Raw genomic sequence first — 23,147 nt, 5'->3', positions numbered from 1 at the left:
CGGCTCCCGTTTCGCATTGTGGAAGAGGGTGAAGATGTCGCGCGCCTGGCTTGCACTGCTGATGCTGGGCCTCGTGCTGACCGGCTGCGGCCGGCCGGTCGAGGAGTTCGGCGGGCCGACCATGGGGAGTCGCTATTCGCTCAAGTACCTCGCCGGCGGCGGCGTGCCCGAACGGGCCCGGCTGAAGGCCGAGGTGGAGGCGATCCTTGCCGAGGTGGACGCGCAGTTCTCCACCTGGCGCAGCGACTCCTGGGTGTCGCGCTTCAATCAACTGCCGGCCGGGGCCTGTGCCGCGGCACCGGCGACGGTGCGGGCGCTGGTGCGCTTCGGCGCCGAACTGGCCGAACGCAGCGAGGGCGCTTTCGACCTCACCGTCGAGCCGCTGCGCGAGCTGTGGGGCTTCGGCCCGCAGTCGCGGGGCGAGCGGGTTCCGTCGGCGCAGGAGATCGCTGCGGCCAGGACGCAGATCGGCTACCGCCAGCTGCGCCTCGAGGGCGAGCGCCTGTGCAAGGCCACCGCCCTGCAGCTGGACTTCGACAGCATCGCTGCCGGTCATGCGGTGGAGCGCATCGCCGCGCGGCTGGAGGCGCTGGGCGTGGACAGCTACCTGCTGGACGTCACCGGCGAGCTCAAGGTGCGTGGCCGCAAGGCGGATGGTTCGCCCTGGCGGGTGGCCATCGAGGCGCCACGCGACGATCGCCGCGTGGCCCAGCGGGTGCTGGCCCTGGACGGCTACGGACTGTCCACCTCGGGGGACTACCGCAACTACTTCGAGGTGGACGGCAGGCGCTATTCCCACACCCTGGACCCACGCAGCGGCGCGCCCGTGGCCCACGATCTGGCCTCGGTGACCGTGGTGGACCGCTCGGCGCTGGTCGCCGACGGCCTGTCCACCCTGCTGATGGTGCTGGGGCCGCAACGCGGTCTGGCCTTCGCGGAGGAGCAGGGGATCGCCGCGCTGTTCGTGCGGCGGGGGGCGGACGGTTTCGTCACGGAGGCGAGTGAGGCTTTCCAGCGTCTGGAGGCGGGAGCCGTCCCTTAAGCGCTGCCACTGGCGACGCCTTGTAGTGGCAAGAAAACTCGCCTACCCCACGACCAAGCGCTAATGTGCAGCGCTTGGTGCCCCGGCTAAGCTGGCTGGATGAGCCGGGTAGGCGCAACGAAATCACTGGCCGTGGCGGGAGCCGCGGCAATGCCATGGCAGAGCCCGTGGCCCGTTCTGAAGGAGTAAGCATGGCTGTCTACAATTACGATGTGGTGGTGCTCGGCTCGGGACCGGCCGGGGAAGGCGCGGCGATGAACGCCTCCAAGAGCGGCCTGAAGGTGGCCGTGGTGGACAAGCGTCGCGAGGTCGGTGGCAACTGCACGCACCTCGGCACCATTCCGTCCAAGGCGCTGCGTCACTCGGTGCGGCAGATCATGCAGTACAACACCAACCCGCTGTTCCGCCAGATCGGCGAGCCGCGCTGGTTCTCCTTCCCCGACGTTCTGAAGAGCGCCGAGAAGGTGATCGCCAAGCAGGTCGCCTCGCGCACCGGCTACTATGCCCATAACCGCATCGACGTGTTCTTCGGTACCGCCAGCTTCGCTGACGAACACACCATCGAGGTGGTCTGCAACAACGGCGCGGTGGAGAAGCTGGTGGCCAAGCAGGTGATCATCGCCACCGGCTCGCGCCCCTACCGCCCGGCCGACGTGGACTTCAACCACCCGCGCGTCTACGACAGCGACACCATCCTCAGCCTGACCCACACGCCGCGCCGGTTGATCATCTACGGCGCCGGGGTGATCGGCAGCGAATACGCCTCGATCTTCAGCGGCCTGGGCGTGCTGGTGGACCTGATCAACAACCGCGACCAGTTGCTCAGCTTCCTCGACAGTGAGATCTCCGACGCGCTTAGCTACCACCTGCGCAACCAGAACGTGCTGATCCGCCACAACGAGGAGTACGAGCGCATCGAGGGGCTCGACAACGGGGTGATCCTGCACCTGAAGTCCGGCAAGAAGATCAAGGCCGATGCCCTGCTGTGGTGCAACGGGCGTACCGGCAACACCGACCAGCTGGGGCTGGAGAACATCGGCATCGAGGTCAACAGCCGCGGGCAGATCGAGGTGGACCAGCACTACCGCACCTCGGTGCCGAACATCTACGCCGCCGGCGACGTGATCGGCTGGCCGAGCCTGGCCAGCGCCGCCTACGATCAGGGCCGCTCGGCTGCCGGCAACATCGCCGAGCACGACAGCTGGCGCTTCATCGATGACGTGCCGACCGGCATCTACACCATTCCGGAGATCAGCTCGATCGGTAAGACCGAGCAGGAGCTGACCCGCGCGAAGATCCCCTACGAGGTAGGCAAGGCGTTCTTCAAGGGTATGGCCCGCGCGCAGATCTCCAGCGAGCCGGTGGGCATGCTGAAGATCCTCTTCCACCGCGAGACCCTGGAAGTGCTGGGGGTGCACTGCTTCGGCTACCAGGCCTCGGAGATCGTCCACATCGGCCAGGCGATCATGAACCAGAAGGGCGAGGCGAATACCCTCAAGTACTTCGTCAACACTACCTTCAATTACCCGACCATGGCCGAGGCGTACCGCGTGGCGGCGTTCGACGGGCTCAACCGGCTTTTTTGAGCGGCTCCGGCCGGTGGCCTGAGCCGGTCGGAGAGGACTTCTTCGGCAACTCCCGTAGCTGGCGCTGGCCGAACCGGGAGAGCTTCTGACAGGCGGGCCTGCGCCCCTCGGCAGCGAGGGGCGGCCGGGGTGCCGTTCATTGCCTGAGGGTGCGCACCGCCAGACCGGGGAAGTCGGTGATCAGGCTGTCCACCCCGAAGTCGGCGAGCCGGCGCATCAGCGCCGGTTCGTTGACCGTCCACACCGAGACGTGCAGGCCCTGCCTCTGCGCCTTGAGCAGGCGTTCCGGGGTACACAGCGTCCAGTTCAGCGCCAGCAGGTGGCAGCCGTGGTTCTGCGCCACCTTGATGGGATCCAGCCAGGCGTACTCGGCCACCAGGCCGCGGGCCAGCTGCGGGGTCAGCTCGGCGAGGGCGCGCAGCACCACCCGCGAGCTGGAGGTGACGGTGACCCTGTCGGCCAGCCCGTATTCGCTGACCAGTTCCCGGATCGCCAGCACGGTGCGTGCCGCGCGGTCCCGCGAGGCGCTCTTCACTTCCAGCTGCCAGTGCTCGAAGGGGCACTTCTCGAACAGCTCGGCGAGCCGCGGGATGGGGCAGGGGTGTGGCCAGCCGGGGCCGCCTTGGCGGGCGTCGTAGCGCACCAGGTCGGCGGCGGCGTGCTCGGCGACCTTGCCACGCAGCCCGGTGGTGCGCTTCAGCGTCGGGTCGTGGATCACCATCAACTCGCCGTCGCGGGATAGGTGCAGGTCCAGCTCGCAGCGCCGAACGTCGTGCTTTAGGCACTGCTGGAAACTGGCCAGGGTGTTTTCCGGGGCTTCGCCCTTGGCGCCGCGATGGCCGTAGATCAGTGTCACTGGGACTCCTCGGAACGTACGGGAAGATGGCGTGGCCGGTGGTGGATGACGCTGTCGATCACCCGGCCGCTCTCGAAATAGACGCTGAAATCCCGATAGTCCCAGCGGGTGATCGGCGGCTGGCCGACCGGTGCGTGTTCCTCGTCGGCGAGACCGAAGCGCTCCAGCACGGCGCGCTGGGTTTCGCCGCGGGCCGGCAGGGGAGTGTTCGCCGGGCCCTGCTGGCCGACGGGAATGGTCAGGGTATCCGCCCGGATGGACGTCGGGGCGAGCAGCATGAACAGAAGCAGGATTCGTGACAGCGGCATGGCCGAAGCTCCAGATCAGGATGGCTGACGGGCCTGGCGACGCTCCAGCGCCTGTTTCTGCAGGATGTGACGGGCCAGTAGCTGGCGCTGCGCGTCGCTCAGATGCTCGAAGGCGGTGCCGATGGTATAGCCGCCGTCGTCCCGCGGCTGGCAATGGATCACAACGGCGCGCAGCTGTAGGCCGAGGGCCTGGGGCATCAGCACCAGCTTGAGGGCCAGGCGGCTGCCGACGGCAACCGGCTGCGCGCTGGAGAAGCTCAGCCCGCCTTCGGAGAGCACCACCGGCTGCGGTTCCCCGAGCTCGCCGAGCAGGCGCTGGGCCAGGGCCTGGCCGAGCAGGTCGATGCGCCTGTTGACGATCTTCAGGTAGCCGGCCAGCTTGCGATCGCGCTCGCCGATATGCCGCAGCAGGTGCTGGGACTCGTAGTCCAGGGCATGCAGTTCGCTGAGCAGCGCGAACAGCGCCGCATCTCCGTCCGGGGCTGCGCCGGTCCTGGCCGCGTCCTCCTCCAGCACGCGGAATTGCAGTGCGATCCTATCCTCGATGCGGTAGTATTCGCGGCGATCATCTACGTCTTCAATCGACATGGCGAACCCATGACTGCGTTGGTGGTCAGAGTTTAGGGCCGGCCGTCAGGCCCCGCCACAAGGACGTTCCCTCTTTCCGCCGGCGAATCGAATTCCCCAATGTTCAGACCTCTGTCCGTCTTCATCGGCGCCCGCTACACGCGCGCCAAGCGCCGCAGTCACTTCGTTTCGTTCATTTCCCTGACCTCGATGATCGGCCTCGCCCTCGGCGTGCTGGTGATGATCCTGGTGCTCTCGGTGATGAACGGCTTCGACCGCGAGATGCGCGCCCGGGTGCTGGGCATGGTGCCACACGCCACCGTGGAATCGCCCACGCCCATCGGCGACTGGCGTGCGTTGGCGGACCAGGTGCGCCGCCAGCCGCAGGTGGTGGCGGTGGCGCCCTTCACGCAGATCCAGGGCCTGCTGACCAACGAGGGTCAGGTGCAGAAGGTGCTGATCAACGCCGTCGACCCGGCGGAAGAGCCCAAGGTGTCGATCATCGGCGACTTTTTCCGCGAGGGCGGCCTGGAGGCGCTGGAGGAGGGGGGCTTCCGTATCCTCCTCGGCGACCGCGCGGCGGCCAGGCTGGGGGTCGGCGTCGGCGACAAGGTTACCTTCGTCGCCCCCGAGGCCTCGGTGACTCCGGCGGGCATCTTCCCGCGCCTGAAGCGTTTCACCGTGGCGGGGATCTTCCACGTCGGCGCAGGCGAGATCGATGGTCACGTGGCGCTGGCCAACCTCCACGACGTGGCACGCCTGCAGCGCTGGCAGCCCGGGCAGGTGCAGGGTCTGCGCCTGAAGTTCGACGACCTGTTCCAAGCCCCGCGCATCGCCTGGGAGCTGGCCCAGCGTCTGGGTGGCCAGGACTTCTACGCCCGCGACTGGACTCGCTCGCACGGCAACCTGTACCAGGCGATCCGCATGGAGAAGACCATGATCGGCCTACTGCTGCTGCTGATCGTCGCGGTGGCGGCTTTCAACATCATCTCCACCCTGGTCATGGTGGTCACCGACAAGAAGGGCGACATCGCCATCCTGCGCACCCTGGGCGCCACGCCCGGGCAGATCATGCGCATCTTCATGGTCCAGGGCACGGTGATCGGCGTGGTCGGCACCCTGCTCGGCGGCGCGCTGGGCATTCTCGCCGCGCTCAACGTCAGCGACTGGATCGCCGGCTTGGAGCGCCTGCTGGGCATCCAGTTCCTGAATGCCGACGTCTACTTCATCGACTACCTGCCGTCGCAGGTGCAGAGCGAGGACGTGATCCTGGTCTGCGCTGCGGCACTGATCCTCAGTTTCCTCGCCACTCTCTATCCGGCCTGGCGTGCCGCGCGTACCCAGCCCGCGGAGGCGTTACGTTATGAGTAAGCAAGTCGTCCTCAGCTGCCGCAACCTGGGCAAGAGCTACGACGAGGGCCCGCAATCGGTGACCGTGCTGGCTGGTCTCGACCTGGAGCTGCATGCCGGCGAGCGGGTGGCCATCGTCGGCAGCTCCGGCTCGGGCAAGAGCACATTGCTGAATATGCTCGGCGGCCTCGACACACCGACCCACGGCAGCGTCTGGCTGGCCGGTCAGGAGCTCTCGGCGCTCAGCGAGAAGGCCCGCGGCCTGCTGCGCAACGAGAAGCTCGGCTTCGTTTACCAGTTCCACCACCTGCTGCCGGAGTTCACCGCCCTGGAGAACGTCTGCATGCCGCTGCTGATCGGCAGGACGCCGATCCCCGAGGCGCGCCAGCGGGCCACCGCACTGCTCGAACGGGTCGGCCTCAAGCACCGCCTGGACCACAAGCCGGCCGAGCTGTCCGGTGGCGAGCGCCAGCGCGTGGCCATCGCCCGGGCACTGGTCAACCGCCCCGGGCTGGTGCTGCTCGACGAGCCCACCGGCAACCTCGACCACCACACCGCGCAGGGTATCCAGGAGCTGATGCGCGAGCTGAGTAGCGCTTCGGATACCGCCTTCCTGGTGGTCACCCACGACCCCGAGCTGGCCCGGCAGATGGATCGCATCCTCCGCCTGGAGGACGGCAAGCTGGTGGCCGCCTGATGTTCCGGCCCATCCCCCTGTTCATCGGCAGCCGCTACACGCGGGCCAAGCGTCGCAACCACTACATCTCGTTCATCTCGCTGACCTCGATGATCGGCCTGGCCCTGGGCGTGCTGGCGATGATCGTGGTGCTTTCGGTGATGAACGGCTTCCAGAAGGAAATGAGCTCGCGGATCCTCGGCACCGTGCCGCACGTCACCCTCGGTCACGGCAAGGGTCTGGACGACTGGCGGGCGGTGGCCGCGCTGGCCGAGCGCCACCCGCAGGTGCTGGGCGCGGCGCCTTTCGCCGAGCTGGACGGCATGCTCTCCTACCGTGGCGCCATGCAGTCGGTGCAGGTCAACGGCATAGACCCGGCCGAGGAGGAGAGGGTGTCGAGCATCGGCCGGCACATCGTCCAGGGCCGTCTGGAGGACCTGAAGCCCGGCGAGTTCGGCGTGGTGCTCGGCGAGATCAGCGCGCGACGCTTCCGGGTCAACGTCGGCGACAAGCTGACCCTGATCGTCCCCGAGCCCAGCTCGGTGCCCGGCGGCATCACCCCGCGCATGCAGCGCCTGAGCGTGGTCGCGGTGTTCAAGGTGGGGGCCGAGCTGGACGGCAACCTGGCGCTGATTCACGTCGCCGACGCGGCCAGCATCCAGCGCCTGGCGTCCGGCCAGGTGCAGGGCGTGCGCCTGGCGGTCAAGGACCTCTACCAGGCCCCCGAGGTGGCTAGGACCGTCGCCGCGCAGCTCGGCGAGGGCTACAAGGCCAGCGACTGGACCCAGACCCAGGGCAGCTTGTTCAGCGCGATGAAGATGGAGAAGACCATGATCGGCCTGTTGCTGCTGCTGATCGTCGCGGTGGCGGCCTTCAACATCATCGCCACGCTGATCATGGTGGTTTCCGACAAGCGTGCCGACATTGCCATCCTGCGTACTCTGGGCGCCACCCCGGGGCATGTGATGGCCACCTTCATGGTCCAGGGCTCGATCATCGGGGTGATCGGCACCAGCGTCGGCGCGCTGCTCGGGGTGATCGCCGCGCTCAACGTCAGCGAGCTGGTTGGCTGGCTGGAGCGCCTGAGCGGCCGGCAGATCTTCAGCTCGGACGTCTACTTCGTCAGCAACCTGCCGTCCGACCTGCAGGCCCTGGACGTGCTGCTGATCTGCCTGGCGGCCCTGACCCTGAGCTTCCTGGCCACCCTCTATCCATCCTGGCGCGCGGCACAGGTGCAGCCGGCCGAGGCCCTGCGCTACGAGTGAGCCTGGCGGGGCGCGCCATACCGGCATGTCCCGGCTATGGCCTGTGTGGCGCTTGGCCTTGCCGGAGTTTTCTCTGCCGCGATGATCCCTGCACGCTCCTGCCATGCTCTGGCTGGGAGGGGCGTGCGCAGTAAAAAGGCGCCCTGGGGCGCCCTTTTACCGTTCGAGGCCGCCGTTCAGAAGCAGTAGGCCAGATCCAGCCCCGCGTACCAGTTGCGCCCTGGCGCCGGCTCGTAATAGCGGCCGTTGCCGTCGGCGACGATGACCGAGCCGATGTACTCGCGGTCGAACAGGTTGTCGATGCGCAGGGTCTGGCCGAAGGTCCAGGGGCCCAGTTGCTGCTCTAGGCGGGTACGCCAGTTGAACACCGCGTAGCCGGGGGCCGGGCGCTCCTGGTTGCTGTCCTCGACGTAGACCTTGCTGCGGTACAGCCCCTCGATGGCGCTGCTGATGCCCTCGCGCGGGCGCCAGGCCAGCTCGCCGTACAGGGTGGTGCCGGGTACTCCGGGCAGGTGCCGGCCCTTGGCGATGGTGCGGCCGTTGCTGGTGAAATCGTCATCGTAGGTGGCGGATAGCCGGGTGTAGGCCAGGGTGGTGCTCCACTGCTCGCTCCACTGGCTGTCGATGGCCAGCTCGAAGCCCTGGCGTAGGGTGCGCGCAGCGTTCTGGTAGGTGGTGCGGCCTCCGGAGGCGGCGGCCACGACCAGCTCGTCCTCGGTGCGGATCTGGAACAGCGCGGCGTTGAGCCGGGTGCCTTCGCCGAGCCGTGCCTTGAGGCCGGCTTCGTACTGGGTGCTGCTGGAGGCATCCAGCTCCAGGTTGAAGCCGCCGCCGGGCGAGTAGGCCAGCTCGCTCATGGTCGGCGTCTCGAAGCCCTTGCCGGCGCTCAGATAACCGTGCAAATCGGGGGTGAAGGCATACATCACGCCGAGGGCCGGGGTGGTCTTGCGGTAGGTGCGGCTGCCGCTGTCGTCGCCGTTGGCGAGGAACTTGTCGTCCACCTCGGCTTTCATCTGGTTGTGGCGCAGGCCGGCCTGCAGGGTCCAGTCGCCGAGGCGCCAGTTGGCCTGCAGGTAGGGGTCGAGGCTGGTGACCGTGTCGATCTCGTCGCGGCGCAGGCGGCCCTTGATGCCCTGGCGGGCGCCGGCGAAGTTCTCGTAGCCTTGGCGGTCGTCCTCGCTGAAGTCGTAGTCGACGCCGAGGATCCACTCGAAGTCGCCGGGCAGCGCCGTCACCGGTTGCAGCCAGCGCAGGCTGCCGCCGTGGAATTCGCGCTCGAAGTCGATCACCCCGCCGGCATGGCTGGACGCCGCCTGCGGGCCGCGGGGAATCGACTGGTACTGCACCACCCGCCGGGTGCCGCCGTAGAGGCTGGCCTGCAGGCGCGCCGCGCCGAAGTAGCGTTCGTAGTTGAGGCCCAGCTGGCGGTGGTCGATGCTCTTGCGGGTGTCGAACTGCTCGGCGACCGCCGCCACCGAGCGCGGGTCACGGCGGTAGGCATCCCAGGTGAGCCCCAGGGGGTCGTCGCTCTGCTGGTTGAGGTCGCTGTAGATCAGCGCCAGACGGCTGTCCTCGTCGGGATCGATGTGCAGCTTGGCGAAGTTTTGCTCGCGCCAGGCGGCGCTGTGGTCGCGGTAGCCGTCGGTGTCCAGCCGCGAACGGTCGAGGATGAAGCCGGCCTGCCCGTTGCCGCCCTCGGCGCTCAGGCGCTCCTTGCGCAGGCCGTCGCTGCCGAAGGCGCTGCCGCCGGAGAGCTGCAGCGGGCCTTCGCCGTCCCGGGAGAAGAGCTGGATCACCCCGCCCGAGTTACTGCCGTAGAGGGTGGCCATGGGCCCGCGCAGCACCTCGATGCGTTCGGCGGTGTCCAGGTCGAAGGTGGCCGCCTGGCCCTGGCCGTCCGGGGTGCTGGCCGGGATGCCGTCGGCGATCAGCTTGATGCCGCGCACTCCGAAGGTGGCCCGGCTGCCAAAGCCGCGCGAGGAAATCTGCAGGTCTTGGGCGTAGTTCTGGCGGTTCTGCACCACCAGGCCGGGAACCCGCTGCAGCACTTCCGAGGCGTTGATGCCGGGTTGGCCCTCGCTGATCTGCCGGCGCTCCAGGCTGTCCACCGAGAACGGCAGGTCGAAGCCCGCGGCCTCGCTGCGCGAGCCGCTGATTACCAAGGGATCGAGGGAAAGGTCGGTCTCCGCGGCGGCGAAGGGCACGCAGAGTAGGGCGGGAAGCAGGGGCAGACGTCTGGACATGGCTCGCTTCGTTGTCGATTCGGTGGAGACATTCGATACCGAAGGACGAGGCGGCGGAAATGGGTCTTTGGAAGGAGAAATGTCCTGAGAAGGTGCTAGGCACTCGGAGCGCTGAGGCTCTTGACAGGGCGGCCCCTCCGGGGAGGGGCCGCGAGGGCGGGGCTTACCTTGCCTCGGCGTGGGCCTTGCGCGGCTTGCCGGGCGGCAGCAGGCCGTCGGCGCGGAACATCGCCTTGATGCCGCGCACCGCCTGGCGGATGCGGTCCTGGTTCTCGATCAGCGCGAAGCGCACGTGGTCGTCGCCGTAGTCGCCGAAGCCGATGCCCGGCGATACGCAGACCTTGGCCTCGGCCAGCAGCTTCTTGGCGAACTCCAGGGAGCCCAGGTGCGCGTAGGGCTCGGGGATCTTCGCCCAGACGTACATGGAGGCCTTGGGATTCTCGACCATCCAGCCGGCCTCGTGGAGGCCTTTGACCAGTACGTTGCGGCGCTGGCGGTACTGTTCGGCGATATCCAGCACGCACTGCTGGTCGCCTTCCAGGGCGGCTATGGCGGCCACCTGCAGCGGGGTGAAGGTGCCGTAGTCGTGGTAGCTCTTGATCCGCGCGAGGGCGGCCACCAGCTCCTGGTTGCCGACCATGAAGCCGATGCGCCAGCCGGCCATGTTGTAGCTCTTCGACAGGGTGAAGAATTCCACGGCGATGTCCTTGGCGCCCGGTACCTGCATGATCGACGGCGCCTTCCAGCCGTCGTAGACGATGTCGGCATAGGCCAGGTCATGGACCACCAGCACGCCGTACTGCCTGGCGAGGGCTACCACGCGTTCGAAGAAGTCCAGCTCCACGCACTGCGCGGTGGGGTTGGAGGGGAAGCCGAGGATCATCATCTTCGGCTTCGGAATGGACTCGCGGATCGCCCGTTCCAGCTCGGCGAAGAAGTCCACGCCGGGGATCAGCGGCACCGAGCGCACCTGGGCGCCGGCGATCACTGCGCCGTAGATGTGGATCGGGTAGCTGGGGTTGGGCACCAGCACGGTGTCGCCATGTTCCAGGGTGGCCAGCATCAGGTGTGCCAGGCCTTCCTTGGAGCCGATGGTGACGATGGCCTCGCTTTCCGGGTCGATGTCCACGGCGTAGCGCTCGCGGTACCAGTTGGCGATGGCCCGACGCAGGCGCGGGATGCCGCGGGAGCTGGAGTAGCCGTGGGTGTCGCCGCGCTGCGCGGTAGTGCAGAGCTTCTCGACGATGTGCGGCGGGGTGGCGCCGTCGGGGTTGCCCATGCTGAAGTCGATGATGTCCTCACCGCGGCGGCGGGCGGCCATCTTCAGTTCGGCGGTGATGTTGAAAACGTAGGGGGGGAGACGATCGATGCGCGCAAAGCGGCGCTTGGCGTTCTCAGCCATGATTTCCTCATGCACGTAAGCGCCCGGAACCGTCCGAGCGACGTTGGCCAGGGCCTGGCCAGGAGCGCACCATACGCCTGCCAGGCAGGCCTGTCGAGGGCCAGGACGGACCTCAGCAGTGCTCCCGGTCGGCGCTGCTCAGTGGCCGAGCATCTCGTGCATGGCGATGACCTGTTCGGCCACCTGGATCAGCTTCTGCTGGCGGCTCATGGCCTGGCGGCGCATCAGGGTGTAGGCCTCTTCCTCGCCGCATTGCTTCATCTTCATCAGCAGGCCCTTGGCCAACTCGATGCGCTTGCGCTCTGCGAGCTGCTGCTCGCGAGCCTGGAGCTGGGCGCGCAGGGCCTGGTCGCTCTCGAAGCGGGCGATGGCCACGTCGAGGATCGGCTGCAGGCGCTCGGTCTGGATGCCCTCGACGATGTAGGCGCTGACCCCGGCCTGGATGGCCTGGCGCATCACCTTGGGATCGTGGTCGTCGGTGAACATCACGATGGGCCGCGGCCGGTCACGGCTGACCAGCACCACCTGTTCCATGACGTCACGGCCGGGGGATTCGGTGTCGATGAGGATGACGTCCGGGTGCAGGGCCTCGACGCGCTGCGGCAGGTCGATGACCAGCCCGGGCTCGTCGATCACCTCGAAGCCGGCCTCGACCAGGGCGTTCTTCAGACGGCCGACCTTCTTCGCCGTGTCGTTGATGAGGAGAATGCGTAGCATCGTGCGCGTCCCCGGGCGTCAGTGGGCGGTGCTCGCGGCGCACGCGTCGCCTGCGTGGATGGCGAAGCTGCGTGCGTAGCCAGCCGGGTCGCTGCCGTCCCAGCGGCTGCCATCGAGCAGGGTGGCGCTGCGCATGGGCTCGTTCGCCACGGCGATGCCGAGGGCCCCGGCGGCCTCGCGGTACAGATCCAGCTGGTGGATGCGGCGGGCCACGCCGAAGTAGTCCGGGTCCTCGCGCAGCAGGCCCCAGCGGCGGAACTGGGTCATGAACCAGATGCCGTCGGACAGCCAGGGCAGGGTGGCTTCGCCGTCGGCGAAGAAGCGTAGCCGGTGGGCATCCTGCCAGGCGTTGCCGAGACCGTCGCGGTACTGGCCGAGGAAGCGCGGCAGGATCGCCGCGAGCGGCGCGTCCAGGTAGTCGCGGCCGCTGATCAGTTGGGCGGTGCTGCGGCGGTTCTCCTCGTCGGCGTCGATGAAGCGGCTGGCTTCCAGCACTGCCTGGATCATGGCGCGGGTGGTGTTCGGATAGCGCTCGACGAACTCGCGGGTGACGCCGAGGACCTTCTCCGGGTGGTCCGCCCAGATCTGCTGGCTGGTGGCGATGGTGAAGCCCTGACCCTGCTCGATGGCCAGAGCGCCCCAGGGGCCACCGGCGCAGAAGCCGTCGATGCGTCCGGCCTGCAGGTGAGCGACCATCTGCGGCGGCGGCACCACCACGCTGGCCACGTCCTGCAGAGGGTGGATGCCATGGGCGGCCAGCCAGTAGTACAGCCACATGGCGTGGGTGCCGGTGGGGAAGGTCTGCGCGAAGGTCAGGCGTGCGCCTTCCTGGTGCACGCTCTTGGTCAGCGCTTCGGGATGGGTCACTCCAGCCTGGCGCAGCGGCTCGGAGAGGTTGATGGCCTGGCCGTTCTGGTTCAGGCCCATGAGGATGGTCATCTCGGCGGCCGGCCCACCGATCCCCAGGTGAATGCCGTAGACCTGGCCGTAGAGCATCTGCGCGGCGTCCAGCTCGCCTGCCAGGAGCTTGTCGCGCAGGGTCGCCCAGGAGGCCTGACGGCGCAGATTGAGGGTCAGGCCGTAGGGCTGGGCGAAGCCCTGGGTCGCCGCGACTATCAGCGAAGCCGAGTCGGTCAGCGGCATGAAGCCGATTTCCAGGCTGCTCTTCTCCGGGGCATCGGAGCCGGCCACCCAGGCCAGGGCATCGCTGCGGGGATTGTCGTATTCGCTCATCGCTGGTCCGCCTGCAAGGCAAAAAAGCGCCCTCCCGGCCGTCACGCTAGTGATGGCAGGAAGCGACGCCGTCGTCCAGAAGCCTCCCCCGCCGTTGGAGAAGGTGTTGCTGGTGCTCAGCAAGCAAGCGATATGCCAGGCTGGTGGTGGTCCGTGGGAAAAAGGGGCGACTCAGTGCTCTGGCTTCTCCCGGAGGCACTAGTTGCTGGTTGTCGGCCGGCAAGTCGGCGAGCCGGGCCGTGAATGGCCGTTACCAAGAAAAAGCCCCGCACAGGGCGGGGCTTTTCCGATTACCGCAAGACTCAGGCCTGAACGACCGGGATCTTGGCCTTCTCGGCCGCTTCCCGGTACTCGGCGATCTGGTCGAAGCTCAGGTAGCGGTAGATGTCGGCAGACATGCTGTCGATATCCTTCGCGTAGGCCATGTACTCCTCGACGGTCGGCAGCTTGCCGAGAATCGAGGCGACCGCTGCCAGTTCGGCGGAGGCCAGGTACACGTTGGTGGAGTCGCCCAGACGGTTCGGGAAGTTACGGGTGGAGGTGGAGACCACGGTTGCACCGGTCTGCACGCGAGCCTGGTTACCCATGCACAGCGAGCAGCCCGGCATTTCCATGCGTGCGCCGGCCTTGCCGTAGATGCCGTAGAAGCCTTCCTCGACCAGCTGATGCTGGTCCATCTTGGTCGGCGGAGCCAGCCAGAGACGGGTCGGGATGCCGCCCTTGACCTTCTCGAGCAGTTTGCCGGCCGCGCGGAAGTGACCGATGTTGGTCATGCAGGAACCGATGAACACCTCGTCGATCTTGTCGCCGGCGACCTGCGACAGCAGGCGGGCGTCGTCCGGGTCGTTCGGGGCGCACAGCACGGGCTCCTTGACCTCGGCCAGGTCGATCTCGATGACCGCAGCGTATTCGGCGTCCTTGTCGGCTTCCAGCAGTTGCGGGTTGGCCAGCCAGGCTTCCATGGCCTGGGCGCGGCGCTCCAGGGTACGGGCGTCGCCGTAGCCTTCGCTGATCATCCAGCGCAGCATGGTGATGTTGGACTTCAGGTACTCGGCGATCGATTCCTTCGACAGCTTGATGGTGCAGCCGGCGGCGGAACGTTCGGCGGAGGCGTCGGACAGTTCGAACGCCTGCTCCACGGTCAGGTTTTCCAGACCTTCGATCTCGAGGATGCGGCCGGAGAAGATGTTCTTCTTGCCCTTCTTCTCGACGGTCAGCAGACCCTGCTGGATGGCGTAGTAGGGGATGGCATGCACCAGGTCACGCAGAGTGATGCCGGGCTGCATCTTGCCCTTGAAGCGCACCAGAACCGACTCCGGCATGTCCAGCGGCATCACGCCGGTAGCCGCGGCGAAGGCCACCAGACCGGAACCGGCCGGGAAGGAGATACCGATCGGGAAGCGGGTGTGGGAGTCACCGCCGGTACCCACGGTGTCCGGCAGCAGCATGCGGTTCAGCCAGCTGTGGATGATGCCGTCGCCCGGACGCAGGGACACGCCGCCGCGGGTCATGATGAAGTCCGGCAGGGTGTGGTGGGTCTTGACGTCGATCGGCTTCGGATAGGCCGCGGTGTGGCAGAAGGACTGCATCACCAGGTCGGCGGAGAAGCCCAGGCAGGCCAGGTCCTTCAGCTCGTCGCGGGTCATCGGGCCGGTGGTGTCCTGGGAACCGACGGTGGTCATCTTCGGCTCGCAGTAGGTGCCCGGGCGCACGCCCTGGCCTTCCGGCAGACCACAGGCGCGGCCGACGATCTTCTGGGCCAGGGTGAAGCCCTTACCGCTGTCGGCCGGAGCCTGCGGCTTCTTGAACAGGGTGGACGGCGGCAGGCCCAGGGCTGCACGAGCCTTCTCGGTCAGACCACGGCCGATGATCAGCGGGATACGGCCGCCGGCGCGGACTTCGTCCAGCAGCACGTCGGTCTTCAGCTGGAAGGTGGTGACCAGCTCGTCGGTGTCATGACGGCGCACTTCGCCCTTGGTCGGGTACACGTCGATGACGTCGCCCATGGCCAGGTTGGTGCAGTCGAATTCGATCGGCAGGGCGCCGGCGTCTTCCATGGTGTTGTAGAAGATCGGGGCGATCTTGGTGCCGAAGCAGAAGCCACCGGCGCGCTTGTTCGGCACGTAGGGGATGTCGTCACCGAAGAACCACAGCACGGAGTTGGTGGCGGACTTGCGGGAAGAACCGGTACCGACCACGTCGCCGACGTAGGCAACCGGGTAGCCCTTGGCCTTGGCGGCTTCGATCTGCTTCAGCGGGCCAATGGAGCCCGGCTGGTCGGGCTGGATGCCGTCGCGGGGCATCTTCAGCATGGCCAGGGCGTGCAGCGGGATGTCCGGGCGGGACCAGGCGTCCGGAGCAGGGGAGAGGTCGTCGGTGTTGGTTTCGCCGGGCACCTTGAACACGGTCAGGGTGATCTTCTCCGGTACGGCCGGACGGGCGGTGAACCACTCGCCGTCGGCCCAGGACTGCAGCACGGCCTTGGCGGCGGCGTTGCCGGCCTTGGCTTTATCGGCCACGTCGTGGAAGGCGTCGAACATCAGCAGGGTGTGCTTGAGCTGCTCGGCAGCCACGTCAGCCAGTTCGGCGTTGTCCAGCAGGTCGACCAGGGTGGCGATGTTGTAACCGCCCTGCATGGTGCCGAGCAGCTCGACGGCGCGCTTCTTGTCGATCAGCGGGGAACTGGCTTCGCCCTTGGCAATCGCGGAGAGGAAACCGGCCTTGACGTAGGCGGCCTCGTCCACACCCGGCGGAACGCGGTTGGTGATCAGGTCGACGAGATAGGCTTCCTCGCCGGCCGGGGGATTCTTCAGCAGCTCGACCAGACCTGCGGTTTGTTCGGCGTTCAGCGGCTGGGGCGGGATGCCCTGAGCGGCACGCTCTTCAACGTGTTTGCGATAGGCTTCAAGCACAGTTATTACCCTCATCAGTGGTCCCAACGGGTGTCCGGGACGCGTTCGGGAACCGCTAAACACATCCGCGCCATCGCCTTATGGGCGGGGAACGATGGTTTCAGTGGCCCCATCCAGAAGCTGTTTTCAAAGTTTTACGCTTACAGGGGCGGGTGGACGGGGTTGGCGCGCAGGACCCGGAAGGAGATCCGGCGCCAACGTGCTCCTGCTGGAGAAAACTGTGCTCGTGACGCTTTGAAAACAGCTTCTTACGGACATCGGCGCCTCTAGAGGCGGGGGGATTCTACTGGAAAGGAAGGGCAAAGTTAAGCCAAAACCCCCACCCGATGCGGGGTGACCCTCCTTAGACAAAGGGCTAAGATGCCGGCCTGTTTCACCTGTCGATTCCCTATCCCGCCATGTCCGTCACGCGCATCAAGACGCCCTGCGTCGGCCTCTGCTCCACCGTCTACGGCGACCTGGTCTGTCGCGGCTGCAAGCGCTTCCATCACGAGGTGGTGAACTGGAACCTGTATCGCGAGGAGGAGAAGCGGGCGGTCTGGCAGCGCCTCGAATACCTGCTGATCCAGGTGGTGCAGGACAAGCTGGACGTGTTCGACGCCGGGCGCCTGCGCGGCAAGCTGGAGCTGCACGGCATCCGTTTCGTGCCCGAGCAGTCGCCCTATTGCTGGGCCTACCAACTGATCGCCCGCGGCGCGCGGCAGATCACCCAGCTGGAGGCCTATGGCGTGGCATTGTTGCCGGAGTTCCGTCGCTGTTCGCTGGTGGAGCTGCGCGATGCCATCGATCGGGAGTTCTTCCTGCTTTCCGAAGCTCACTACGAACGCTACATCGCGCCGAAATTCCTCCGCGAGGGCGTGGACAGCCGGGTCTGATCGACCCGGTCGGTGGGGCTGCCGCTAGCGCAGGGCGACCAGCTTCTCCAGGTGATCGATGACTTCGTCGGGCTTGAGGACCAGTACGTCGCTTTCCAGGGTATCCAGCACCACTTCGGCGGTATTGCCCATCAGTACCCCGGACAGTCCGGTGCGCGCTACCGTGCCTATCACCGTGACCACCGCGCCAAGCTTGCCGGCCACGTAGGGAATCAGCACGTCGGCCGGACCTTCCTCTATATGCAGCTGCTCGTCGCTGAAGCCGTATTCGGCCTGGAAACTCTTGCACTGTTCGCGGTAGCGCGCCTCGATGGTCTCCTTGCGCTGGAACACCGGGTCGGCGGCGGAGAGCATCGGCGAGGGGTGGGCGGAGACCACGTGCAGCTGAGCCTTGGCCAGGCTGGCGATGTCGTAGGCATGGCTGATGATGGCGGCGTGCAGGCTGCGATGTTCGCTGTCGGAGTTGCCGACGTCCACCGCGGCGAGAATGGTGCCGCCGCTCCAGAGCCGATCGGTCTTCACCATCAGCACCGGGGACGGGCAGTAGCGCAGCAGCTTCCAGTCGTCCGGGGTGAGCAGGGCCTTTTTCAATGGGCTGTCCGGGCGGTGATGTTTGATCACCAGGCCGCATCCCTCGGCCTGCTGGACGGTAATGATGGTTTCGTGCAGGGATTCGTGCCAGGCCTGCTGACTGGAGACGCTGTAGCCTTCCTCCTGGAGGCCGGCACTGATTTCGTCCAGATAGGCCGAGTGGTCATGCTTCTTGTCGCAGGCCAGCAGGTGCAGGTGCGACTGGGTGACGCTGGCGATCAGCTTGGCTCTCCGCAGAGCGAGACTTTCCGGCTGATCGGGTTCCATTACCACCAGAATGCTGCGTATTGCTTGCATGTTCGGACGCCTCCCTGAGCATTGCGATGCCAGCTACAACTGTAGTTGCTGGTGGGGGGAATGACTCTTGAGCTGGATCAATTGCCGGCGCTGGTCCTGTCGGCCGGCATTCGTATAATGCCCAGCCTTCCGACCATACGGCCCTAGCTCCATGTCCCTGATTCCGGAAATCGAATCCTTCCTGCTCTGTCCGACCCCGGATGCCTGGATCGCCCAGGCGCTGGCGAACGAGGAGCTGCTGCTGATCGATCACGCCAACTGCGAGAAGAAGGCGGCTTCCACGGCGCTGACCCTGCTGTTCCGCTACGTGGAGAAGGCCGACCTGCAGTACCGCATGTCGCGCCTGGCGCGGGAGGAGCTGCGCCACTTCGAGCAGGTGGCGGCGCTGATGGAGAAGCGCGGCATTCGCTACCGGCCGGTCACCGCGGCGCTCTACGCTCAGCGCCTGCACAAGCACATCCGCAGTGGCGAACCGCACAAGCTGGTGGATACCCTGATCGTCGGCGCCTTCATCGAGGCGCGCTCCTGCGAGCGCTTTTACCGGCTGGCGCCGTACCTGGACGAGGAGCTGGGCAGCTTCTACCGCTCGCTGCTGAAGTCCGAGGCGCGCCACTACCAGGGCTACCTGGCGCTGGCCCGTCAGTACGCAGAGGAGCCCATCGACGAGCGAGTGGCGTTCTTCGCCCAGGTGGAGCGCGACGCCATCCTCACCCCCGACGAGGAGTTCCGTTTCCACAGCGGCGTGGCTGCCTGAGGCGACGGTCTCCTTTTTAGTGGGAGGCGCCTGGCGGGACGCTCAGTCGAGGGCGAAGGGCGTCTGGTGGAAGCCCCCTTGGTCGTCCACTTGCAGGGCCCAGCCCTGCCTGTCCCAGTCGCCGAGCACGATGCGCTGCGCGGGCTGGCCCTCGACCTCCAGTCGATGGATGGCCGGGCGGTGGGTGTGGCCGTGGATCAGGGTACGCACGCCGTGGGCGGCCATCACCCGCGGTACTTCCTCGGGCGTCACGTCGGTGATCTCGCTGGCTTTCATGCGGGTCTGCGCGCGGCTTTCCTGGCGTAGCTTGCGGGCTAGCTTCTGGCGGGTGGCGAGTGGCAGGTGGCGGAGGAGCCAGAGGGACAGCGGGTTGCGCAGCCAGCGGCGCAGGCGGATGTAGCCCAGGTCGCGGGTACACAGGCTGTCACCGTGCATCAGCAATACCGGCTCGCCGTTCAGCTCCACCCGGGTCGGGTCGGCGAGCAGGGTGCAGCCGGCCGCGCGGCAGAAGTCGCGACCGATCAGGAAGTCGCGGTTGCCGTGCATCAGATAGATGCGCGTGCCGGTCTCGCTCAGGGCGTGCAGGGCCTGGGCGATCCGGCGCTGAAAGGGGCTCATGGCGTCGTCGCCGATCCACACCTCGAAGAAGTCGCCGAGGATGTACAGCGCCTCGGCCTGGCGGGCGCGGGTGTCGAGGAAATGCAGAAACGCCCGGGTGATGTCCGGGCGTTTCTCTTCCAGGTGCAGATCGGAGATCAGCAGGATCATCGGGTTACTCGGCGACGATTTCGGCCTTCTCGATGACTACGTCGTCCACCGGCACGTCCTGGTGGCCGGCGCGCATGGTGGTAGGCACGGCCTTGATCTTGTTGACCACGTCCATGCCGTCGACCACTTCGCCGAACACTGCGTAGCCCCAGCCCTGGACGGTGGGCGCGCTGTGGTCGAGGAAGGTGTTGTCGGCGACGTTGATGAAGAACTGAGCGCTGGCCGAGTGGGGCTCCATGGTGCGGGCCATGGCGATGGTGCCGACCTTGTTGGACAGACCGTTGTTGGCCTCGTTCTTGATCGGCGCACGGGTCGCCTTCTGCTTCATGCCGGGCTCGAAACCGCCGCCCTGGATCATGAAGTTGTTGATCACCCGGTGAAAGATGGTGTTGTCGTAGTGACCGGCCTTCACGTACTCCTCGAAGTTGGCCACGGTTTCCGGGGCCTTGTCGGCGAACAGTTGCAGGGTGATTACGCCGTAGTTGGTGTGCAGTTTGATCATGGTGGAATCGCTCTGTCGGGAAAATCGAAGGCCTGTCAGGGGGTTGACAGCTTCGGCTATGATAAGCGCTTTGACTTTAGCGGCCTACCCTGAGTCGCTGCACTAGCACCATCAAGGATCCCATGAGCAAGCCCACTGTCGATCCCAAGCCCAACGCCGCCGCCAACTTCCTGCGCCCGATCGTCCAGGCCGACCTGGAGTCTGGCAAACACACCAAGATCGTCACCCGCTTTCCGCCGGAGCCGAACGGCTACCTGCACATCGGCCATGCCAAGAGCATCTGCCTGAACTTCGGCCTGGCCGAGGAGTTCGGCGGCGACTGCCACCTGCGCTTCGACGACACCAACCCAGCCAAGGAAGACCAGGAGTACATCGACGCCATCAAGCGCGACGTGAAGTGGCTGGGCTTCCACTGGGCTGGCGAGGTGCGCTTCGCCTCGGACTATTTCGACCAGCTCTACGAGTGGGCGCTGTACCTGATCCGCGCCGGCAAGGCCTTCGTCTGCGACCTGTCGCCGGAGGAGATGCGTGAGTACCGCGGTACCCTCACCGAACCGGGGCGCAACAGCCCGTACCGCGACCGTTCGGTGGAGGAGAACCTTGACCTGTTCCAGCGCATGAAGGCCGGCGAGTTCCCCGACGGCTCCAAGTCGCTGCGCGCGAAGATTGACATGGCGTCGCCGAACATGAACCTGCGCGACCCCATCCTCTATCGCATCCGTCACGCCCATCACCACCAGACCGGCGACAAGTGGTGTATCTACCCGAGCTACGACTTCACCCACGGGCAGTCGGACGCCATCGAGGGCATCACCCATTCAATCTGCACCTTGGAGTTCGAGGATCACCGGCCCCTCTACGAATGGTTCCTGGAGAACCTGCCGGTGCCCTGCAAGCCGCGCCAGTACGAGTTCGCCCGGCTCAACCTGAACTACACCATCACCAGCAAGCGCAAGCTCAAGCAACTGGTGGACGAGGGGCACGTGGACGGCTGGGACGACCCGCGCATGTCCACCCTGTCCGGCTACCGCCGCCGCGGCTACACCCCGGAATCGATCCGCAACTTCTGCGAGATGATCGGCGTCAACCGCGCCGGTGGCGTGGTGGACATCGGCATGCTGGAGTTCGCCATCCGCGACCACCTGGACGCCACCGCGCCGCGCGCCATGTGCGTGCTGCGCCCGCTCAAGGTGGTGATCAGCAACTACCCGGAAGGCCAGGTGGAGAACCTCGAGCTGCCGCGCCACCCCAAGCAGGACATGGGCGTGCGCGTGCTGCCGTTCTCCCGCGAGATATTCATCGACGCCAGCGACTTCGAGGAAAACCCGCCGCCCGGCTACAAGCGCCTGGTGCCCGGCGGCGAGGTGCGTCTGCGCGGCAGCTACGTGATCCGTGCCGACGAGGTGATCAGGGATGCCGCTGGCAATGTCGTCGAGCTGCGCTGCTCCTATGACCCGGATACCCTGGGCAACAACCCGGTGGGCCGCAAGGTCAAGGGGGTGATCCACTGGGTGCCGGTGAACGGCAGCATCGAGTGCGAGGTGCGCCTGTACGACCGCCTGTTCCGCTCGCCGAACCCGGAAAAGGCCGAGGAGGGCGGCAGCTTCCTCGACAACATCAACCCGAATTCCCTGGTGGTCCTCAAGGGCTGCCGCGCCGAGCCGTCGCTGGCTCAGGCGCAGCCTGAGGATCGCTTCCAGTTTGAGCGCGAGGGCTACTTCTGCGCTGACCTGAAGGACAGCAAGCCGGGCGCGCCGGTGTTCAACCGTACCGTGACTCTGCGTGACTCCTGGGGTGGCCAATAATGGCGCTGACGATCTACAACACCCTGAGCAAGGCCAAGGAGGCCTTCAAGCCCTTGGTCGACAACCAGGTGCGCATGTACGTGTGCGGCATGACCGTCTACGACTTCTGTCACATCGGGCATGCCCGGGTGATGGTGGCCTTCGACGTGATCGCCCGCTGGCTGCGGCATAGCGGTTACCAGTTGACCTACGTGCGCAACATCACCGACATCGACGACAAGATCATCCGCCGCGCCAACGAGAACGGTGAGCCGTTCGAGGCGCTGGTCGAACGCATGATCGCCGCCATGCACGAGGACGAGGCACGCCTCAATGTGCTGCGTCCGGACATCGAGCCGCGGGCTACCCAGCACATCGACGGCATGTTCGCGATGATCCAGACCCTGATCGACAAGGGCTACGCCTATGCCCCCGGCAACGGCGACGTCTACTACCGGGTTGGCAGGTTCGCCGGCTACGGCAAGCTGTCGCGCAAGAAGATCGAGGATCTGAAGATCGGCGCGCGCATCGAGGTGGACGAAATCAAGGAAGATCCTCTGGACTTCGTGCTCTGGAAAGGCGCCAAGCCCGGCGAGCCGAGCTGGCAGTCGCCCTGGGGCCCCGGCCGCCCTGGCTGGCACATCGAATGCTCGGTGATGTCCACCTGCTGCCTGGGCGAGACCTTCGACATCCACGGCGGCGGCCCTGATCTGGTGTTCCCGCACCACGAGAACGAGATCGCGCAGAGCGAGGCTGCCACCGGCAAGCCGTACGCCTCGACCTGGATGCACGCCGGCGCGGTGCGCGTGGACGGCGAGAAGATGTCCAAGAGCCTGGGCAACTTCTTCACCATCCGCGAGGTGCTGGAGAAGTACCACCCCGAGGTGGTGCGCTATCTGCTGGTGTCCAGCCACTACCGCAGCCCGATCAACTATTCCGAGGACAGCCTGCGCGAGGCCAAGGGTGCCCTGGAGCGCTTCTACCATGCCCTGAAGGGCTTGCCAGCGGTCGCGCCGGCCGGTGGTGAGGCGTTCGTCGAGCGCTTCGCCGCGGCCATGGACGACGACTTCAACACCCCGGAAGCCTGCGCAGTGCTGTTCGAGATGGTCCGTGAGATCAACCGTCTGCGCGACAGCGATCTCCAGGCGGCGGCCGCTCTGGCGGCGCGCCTCAAAGCCCTGGGCGGGCTGCTCGGCGTGCTGCAGTTGGAGCCCGAGGCCTTCCTGCAGGCCGGCGCCGCCGGCAAGGTGGACGCTGTCCAGGTGGAAGCGCTGATCCAGGCGCGCCTCGAGGCTCGCGCGGCGAAGAACTGGGCAGAGTCCGACCGCATCCGTGACCAGCTCGCTGCCATGGGGGTGGTGCTGGAGGACGGCAAGGGCGGCACTACCTGGCGCCTGGCGGAGTAGGGCAGGCGATTCT

General features: G+C 66.6%; 20 protein-coding genes. 9 read left to right on the top strand and 11 right to left on the bottom strand.

Annotated elements, in window-relative coordinates; translation table 11 throughout:
- The first annotated feature begins 34 nt into the window (after window positions 1–34).
- Both H165_RS0112200 and sthA read left to right on the top strand, forming a co-directional pair.
- Window positions 35–1,042, top strand: coding sequence for an FAD:protein FMN transferase (locus tag H165_RS0112200; RefSeq protein WP_017939215.1), 1,008 nt, complete (start codon window positions 35–37; stop codon window positions 1,040–1,042).
- A 191-nt stretch (window positions 1,043–1,233) separates the two neighbouring features.
- Entirely contained in the window at window positions 1,234–2,628 is a 1,395-nt protein-coding gene (gene sthA / locus H165_RS0112195; RefSeq protein ID WP_017939214.1) for a Si-specific NAD(P)(+) transhydrogenase, read from the top strand.
- A gap of 136 nt (window positions 2,629–2,764) precedes the next feature.
- On the opposite strand, the gene H165_RS0112190 is transcribed toward sthA, so the two are convergent.
- The 3 genes from H165_RS0112190 to H165_RS0112180 are packed head-to-tail and all read right to left on the bottom strand — an operon-like array spanning window position 2,765 to window position 4,380.
- Window positions 2,765–3,484, bottom strand: a complete 720-nt coding sequence (locus H165_RS0112190) for a glycerophosphodiester phosphodiesterase (protein ID WP_017939213.1) — start codon at window positions 3,482–3,484, stop codon at window positions 2,765–2,767.
- Window positions 3,481–3,786: a phosphodiesterase gene (locus H165_RS0112185; protein WP_026146588.1), complete on the bottom strand. Its 306-nt coding sequence runs from the start codon at window positions 3,784–3,786 to the stop codon at window positions 3,481–3,483. The genes H165_RS0112190 and H165_RS0112185 overlap by 4 nt, the downstream gene beginning before the upstream one ends.
- A gap of 21 nt (window positions 3,787–3,807) precedes the next feature.
- Window positions 3,808–4,380, bottom strand: a complete 573-nt coding sequence (locus H165_RS0112180) for a PilZ domain-containing protein (protein WP_017939211.1) — start codon at window positions 4,378–4,380, stop codon at window positions 3,808–3,810.
- A gap of 99 nt (window positions 4,381–4,479) precedes the next feature.
- Between H165_RS0112180 and H165_RS0112175 the strand changes: the two genes are divergently transcribed.
- The 3 genes from H165_RS0112175 to H165_RS0112165 are packed head-to-tail and all read left to right on the top strand — an operon-like array spanning window position 4,480 to window position 7,650.
- Complete coding sequence (locus H165_RS0112175; protein ID WP_017939210.1) at window positions 4,480–5,730, top strand: lipoprotein-releasing ABC transporter permease subunit; 1,251 nt, start codon at window positions 4,480–4,482, stop codon at window positions 5,728–5,730.
- Complete coding sequence (lolD, locus tag H165_RS0112170; RefSeq protein ID WP_017939209.1) at window positions 5,723–6,406, top strand: lipoprotein-releasing ABC transporter ATP-binding protein LolD; 684 nt, start codon at window positions 5,723–5,725, stop codon at window positions 6,404–6,406. The genes H165_RS0112175 and lolD overlap by 8 nt, the downstream gene beginning before the upstream one ends.
- A complete protein-coding gene (locus tag H165_RS0112165; RefSeq protein ID WP_017939208.1) occupies window positions 6,406–7,650 on the top strand; it encodes a lipoprotein-releasing ABC transporter permease subunit in 1,245 nt (414 codons plus the stop codon). Before lolD ends, H165_RS0112165 begins: the two co-directional genes overlap by 1 nt.
- Before the next feature lie 176 nt (window positions 7,651–7,826).
- Here H165_RS0112165 and H165_RS0112160 read toward each other — a convergent pair whose 3' ends face one another.
- The 5 genes from H165_RS0112160 to acnB form a co-directional block, all read right to left on the bottom strand.
- Window positions 7,827–9,893, bottom strand: coding sequence for a TonB-dependent receptor family protein (locus H165_RS0112160; protein WP_017939207.1), 2,067 nt, complete (start codon window positions 9,891–9,893; stop codon window positions 7,827–7,829).
- Between the two features lie 163 nt (window positions 9,894–10,056).
- Entirely contained in the window at window positions 10,057–11,295 is a 1,239-nt protein-coding gene (gene alaC / locus H165_RS0112155) for an alanine transaminase (RefSeq protein ID WP_017939206.1), read from the bottom strand.
- A 138-nt stretch (window positions 11,296–11,433) separates the two neighbouring features.
- Window positions 11,434–12,012, bottom strand: a complete 579-nt coding sequence (locus H165_RS0112150; protein WP_017939205.1) for an ANTAR domain-containing response regulator — start codon at window positions 12,010–12,012, stop codon at window positions 11,434–11,436.
- An 18-nt stretch (window positions 12,013–12,030) separates the two neighbouring features.
- Window positions 12,031–13,245: a CmpA/NrtA family ABC transporter substrate-binding protein gene (locus tag H165_RS0112145; protein WP_017939204.1), complete on the bottom strand. Its 1,215-nt coding sequence runs from the start codon at window positions 13,243–13,245 to the stop codon at window positions 12,031–12,033.
- A 302-nt stretch (window positions 13,246–13,547) separates the two neighbouring features.
- Window positions 13,548–16,157 carry a bifunctional aconitate hydratase 2/2-methylisocitrate dehydratase gene (gene acnB / locus H165_RS0112140; RefSeq protein ID WP_017939203.1) on the bottom strand — a complete coding sequence of 870 codons (2,610 nt, stop codon included), beginning with the start codon at window positions 16,155–16,157 and terminating at the stop codon, window positions 13,548–13,550.
- Between the two features lie 398 nt (window positions 16,158–16,555).
- On the opposite strand from acnB, the gene H165_RS0112135 reads away from it, so the two are divergent.
- Window positions 16,556–17,032, top strand: coding sequence for a DUF1289 domain-containing protein (locus tag H165_RS0112135; RefSeq protein ID WP_017939202.1), 477 nt, complete (start codon window positions 16,556–16,558; stop codon window positions 17,030–17,032).
- A gap of 24 nt (window positions 17,033–17,056) precedes the next feature.
- On the opposite strand, the gene H165_RS0112130 is transcribed toward H165_RS0112135, so the two are convergent.
- Window positions 17,057–17,920, bottom strand: coding sequence for a universal stress protein (locus H165_RS0112130; RefSeq protein ID WP_026146587.1), 864 nt, complete (start codon window positions 17,918–17,920; stop codon window positions 17,057–17,059).
- Window positions 17,921–18,071: 151 nt separating this feature from the next.
- Between H165_RS0112130 and H165_RS0112125 the strand changes: the two genes are divergently transcribed.
- A complete protein-coding gene (locus tag H165_RS0112125) occupies window positions 18,072–18,674 on the top strand; it encodes a MiaE family protein (RefSeq protein ID WP_017939200.1) in 603 nt (200 codons plus the stop codon).
- A gap of 42 nt (window positions 18,675–18,716) precedes the next feature.
- On the opposite strand, the gene lpxH is transcribed toward H165_RS0112125, so the two are convergent.
- Together lpxH and H165_RS0112115 are read right to left on the bottom strand one after the other, a co-directional pair.
- The gene (gene lpxH / locus H165_RS0112120) at window positions 18,717–19,442 is read right to left on the bottom strand and encodes a UDP-2,3-diacylglucosamine diphosphatase (RefSeq protein ID WP_017939199.1); all 726 of its coding nucleotides are present in this window, start codon (window positions 19,440–19,442) and stop codon (window positions 18,717–18,719) included.
- 4 nt (window positions 19,443–19,446) lie between these two features.
- A complete protein-coding gene (locus H165_RS0112115) occupies window positions 19,447–19,944 on the bottom strand; it encodes a peptidylprolyl isomerase (RefSeq protein ID WP_017939198.1) in 498 nt (165 codons plus the stop codon).
- A gap of 122 nt (window positions 19,945–20,066) precedes the next feature.
- Between H165_RS0112115 and H165_RS0112110 the strand changes: the two genes are divergently transcribed.
- Both H165_RS0112110 and cysS read left to right on the top strand, forming a co-directional pair.
- A complete protein-coding gene (locus H165_RS0112110) occupies window positions 20,067–21,749 on the top strand; it encodes a glutamine--tRNA ligase/YqeY domain fusion protein (protein ID WP_017939197.1) in 1,683 nt (560 codons plus the stop codon).
- Window positions 21,749–23,134: a cysteine--tRNA ligase gene (cysS, locus tag H165_RS0112105; RefSeq protein WP_017939196.1), complete on the top strand. Its 1,386-nt coding sequence runs from the start codon at window positions 21,749–21,751 to the stop codon at window positions 23,132–23,134. Before H165_RS0112110 ends, cysS begins: the two co-directional genes overlap by 1 nt.
- The last annotated feature ends 13 nt before the right edge of the window (window positions 23,135–23,147 follow it).

The organism is Pseudomonas thermotolerans DSM 14292, from assembly GCF_000364625.1.
GTDB lineage: Bacteria > Pseudomonadota > Gammaproteobacteria > Pseudomonadales > Pseudomonadaceae > Aquipseudomonas > Aquipseudomonas thermotolerans.
The sequence above is the reverse complement of the archived record's forward strand: the minus strand, read 5'-3'. Positions and strand labels throughout refer to the sequence as shown.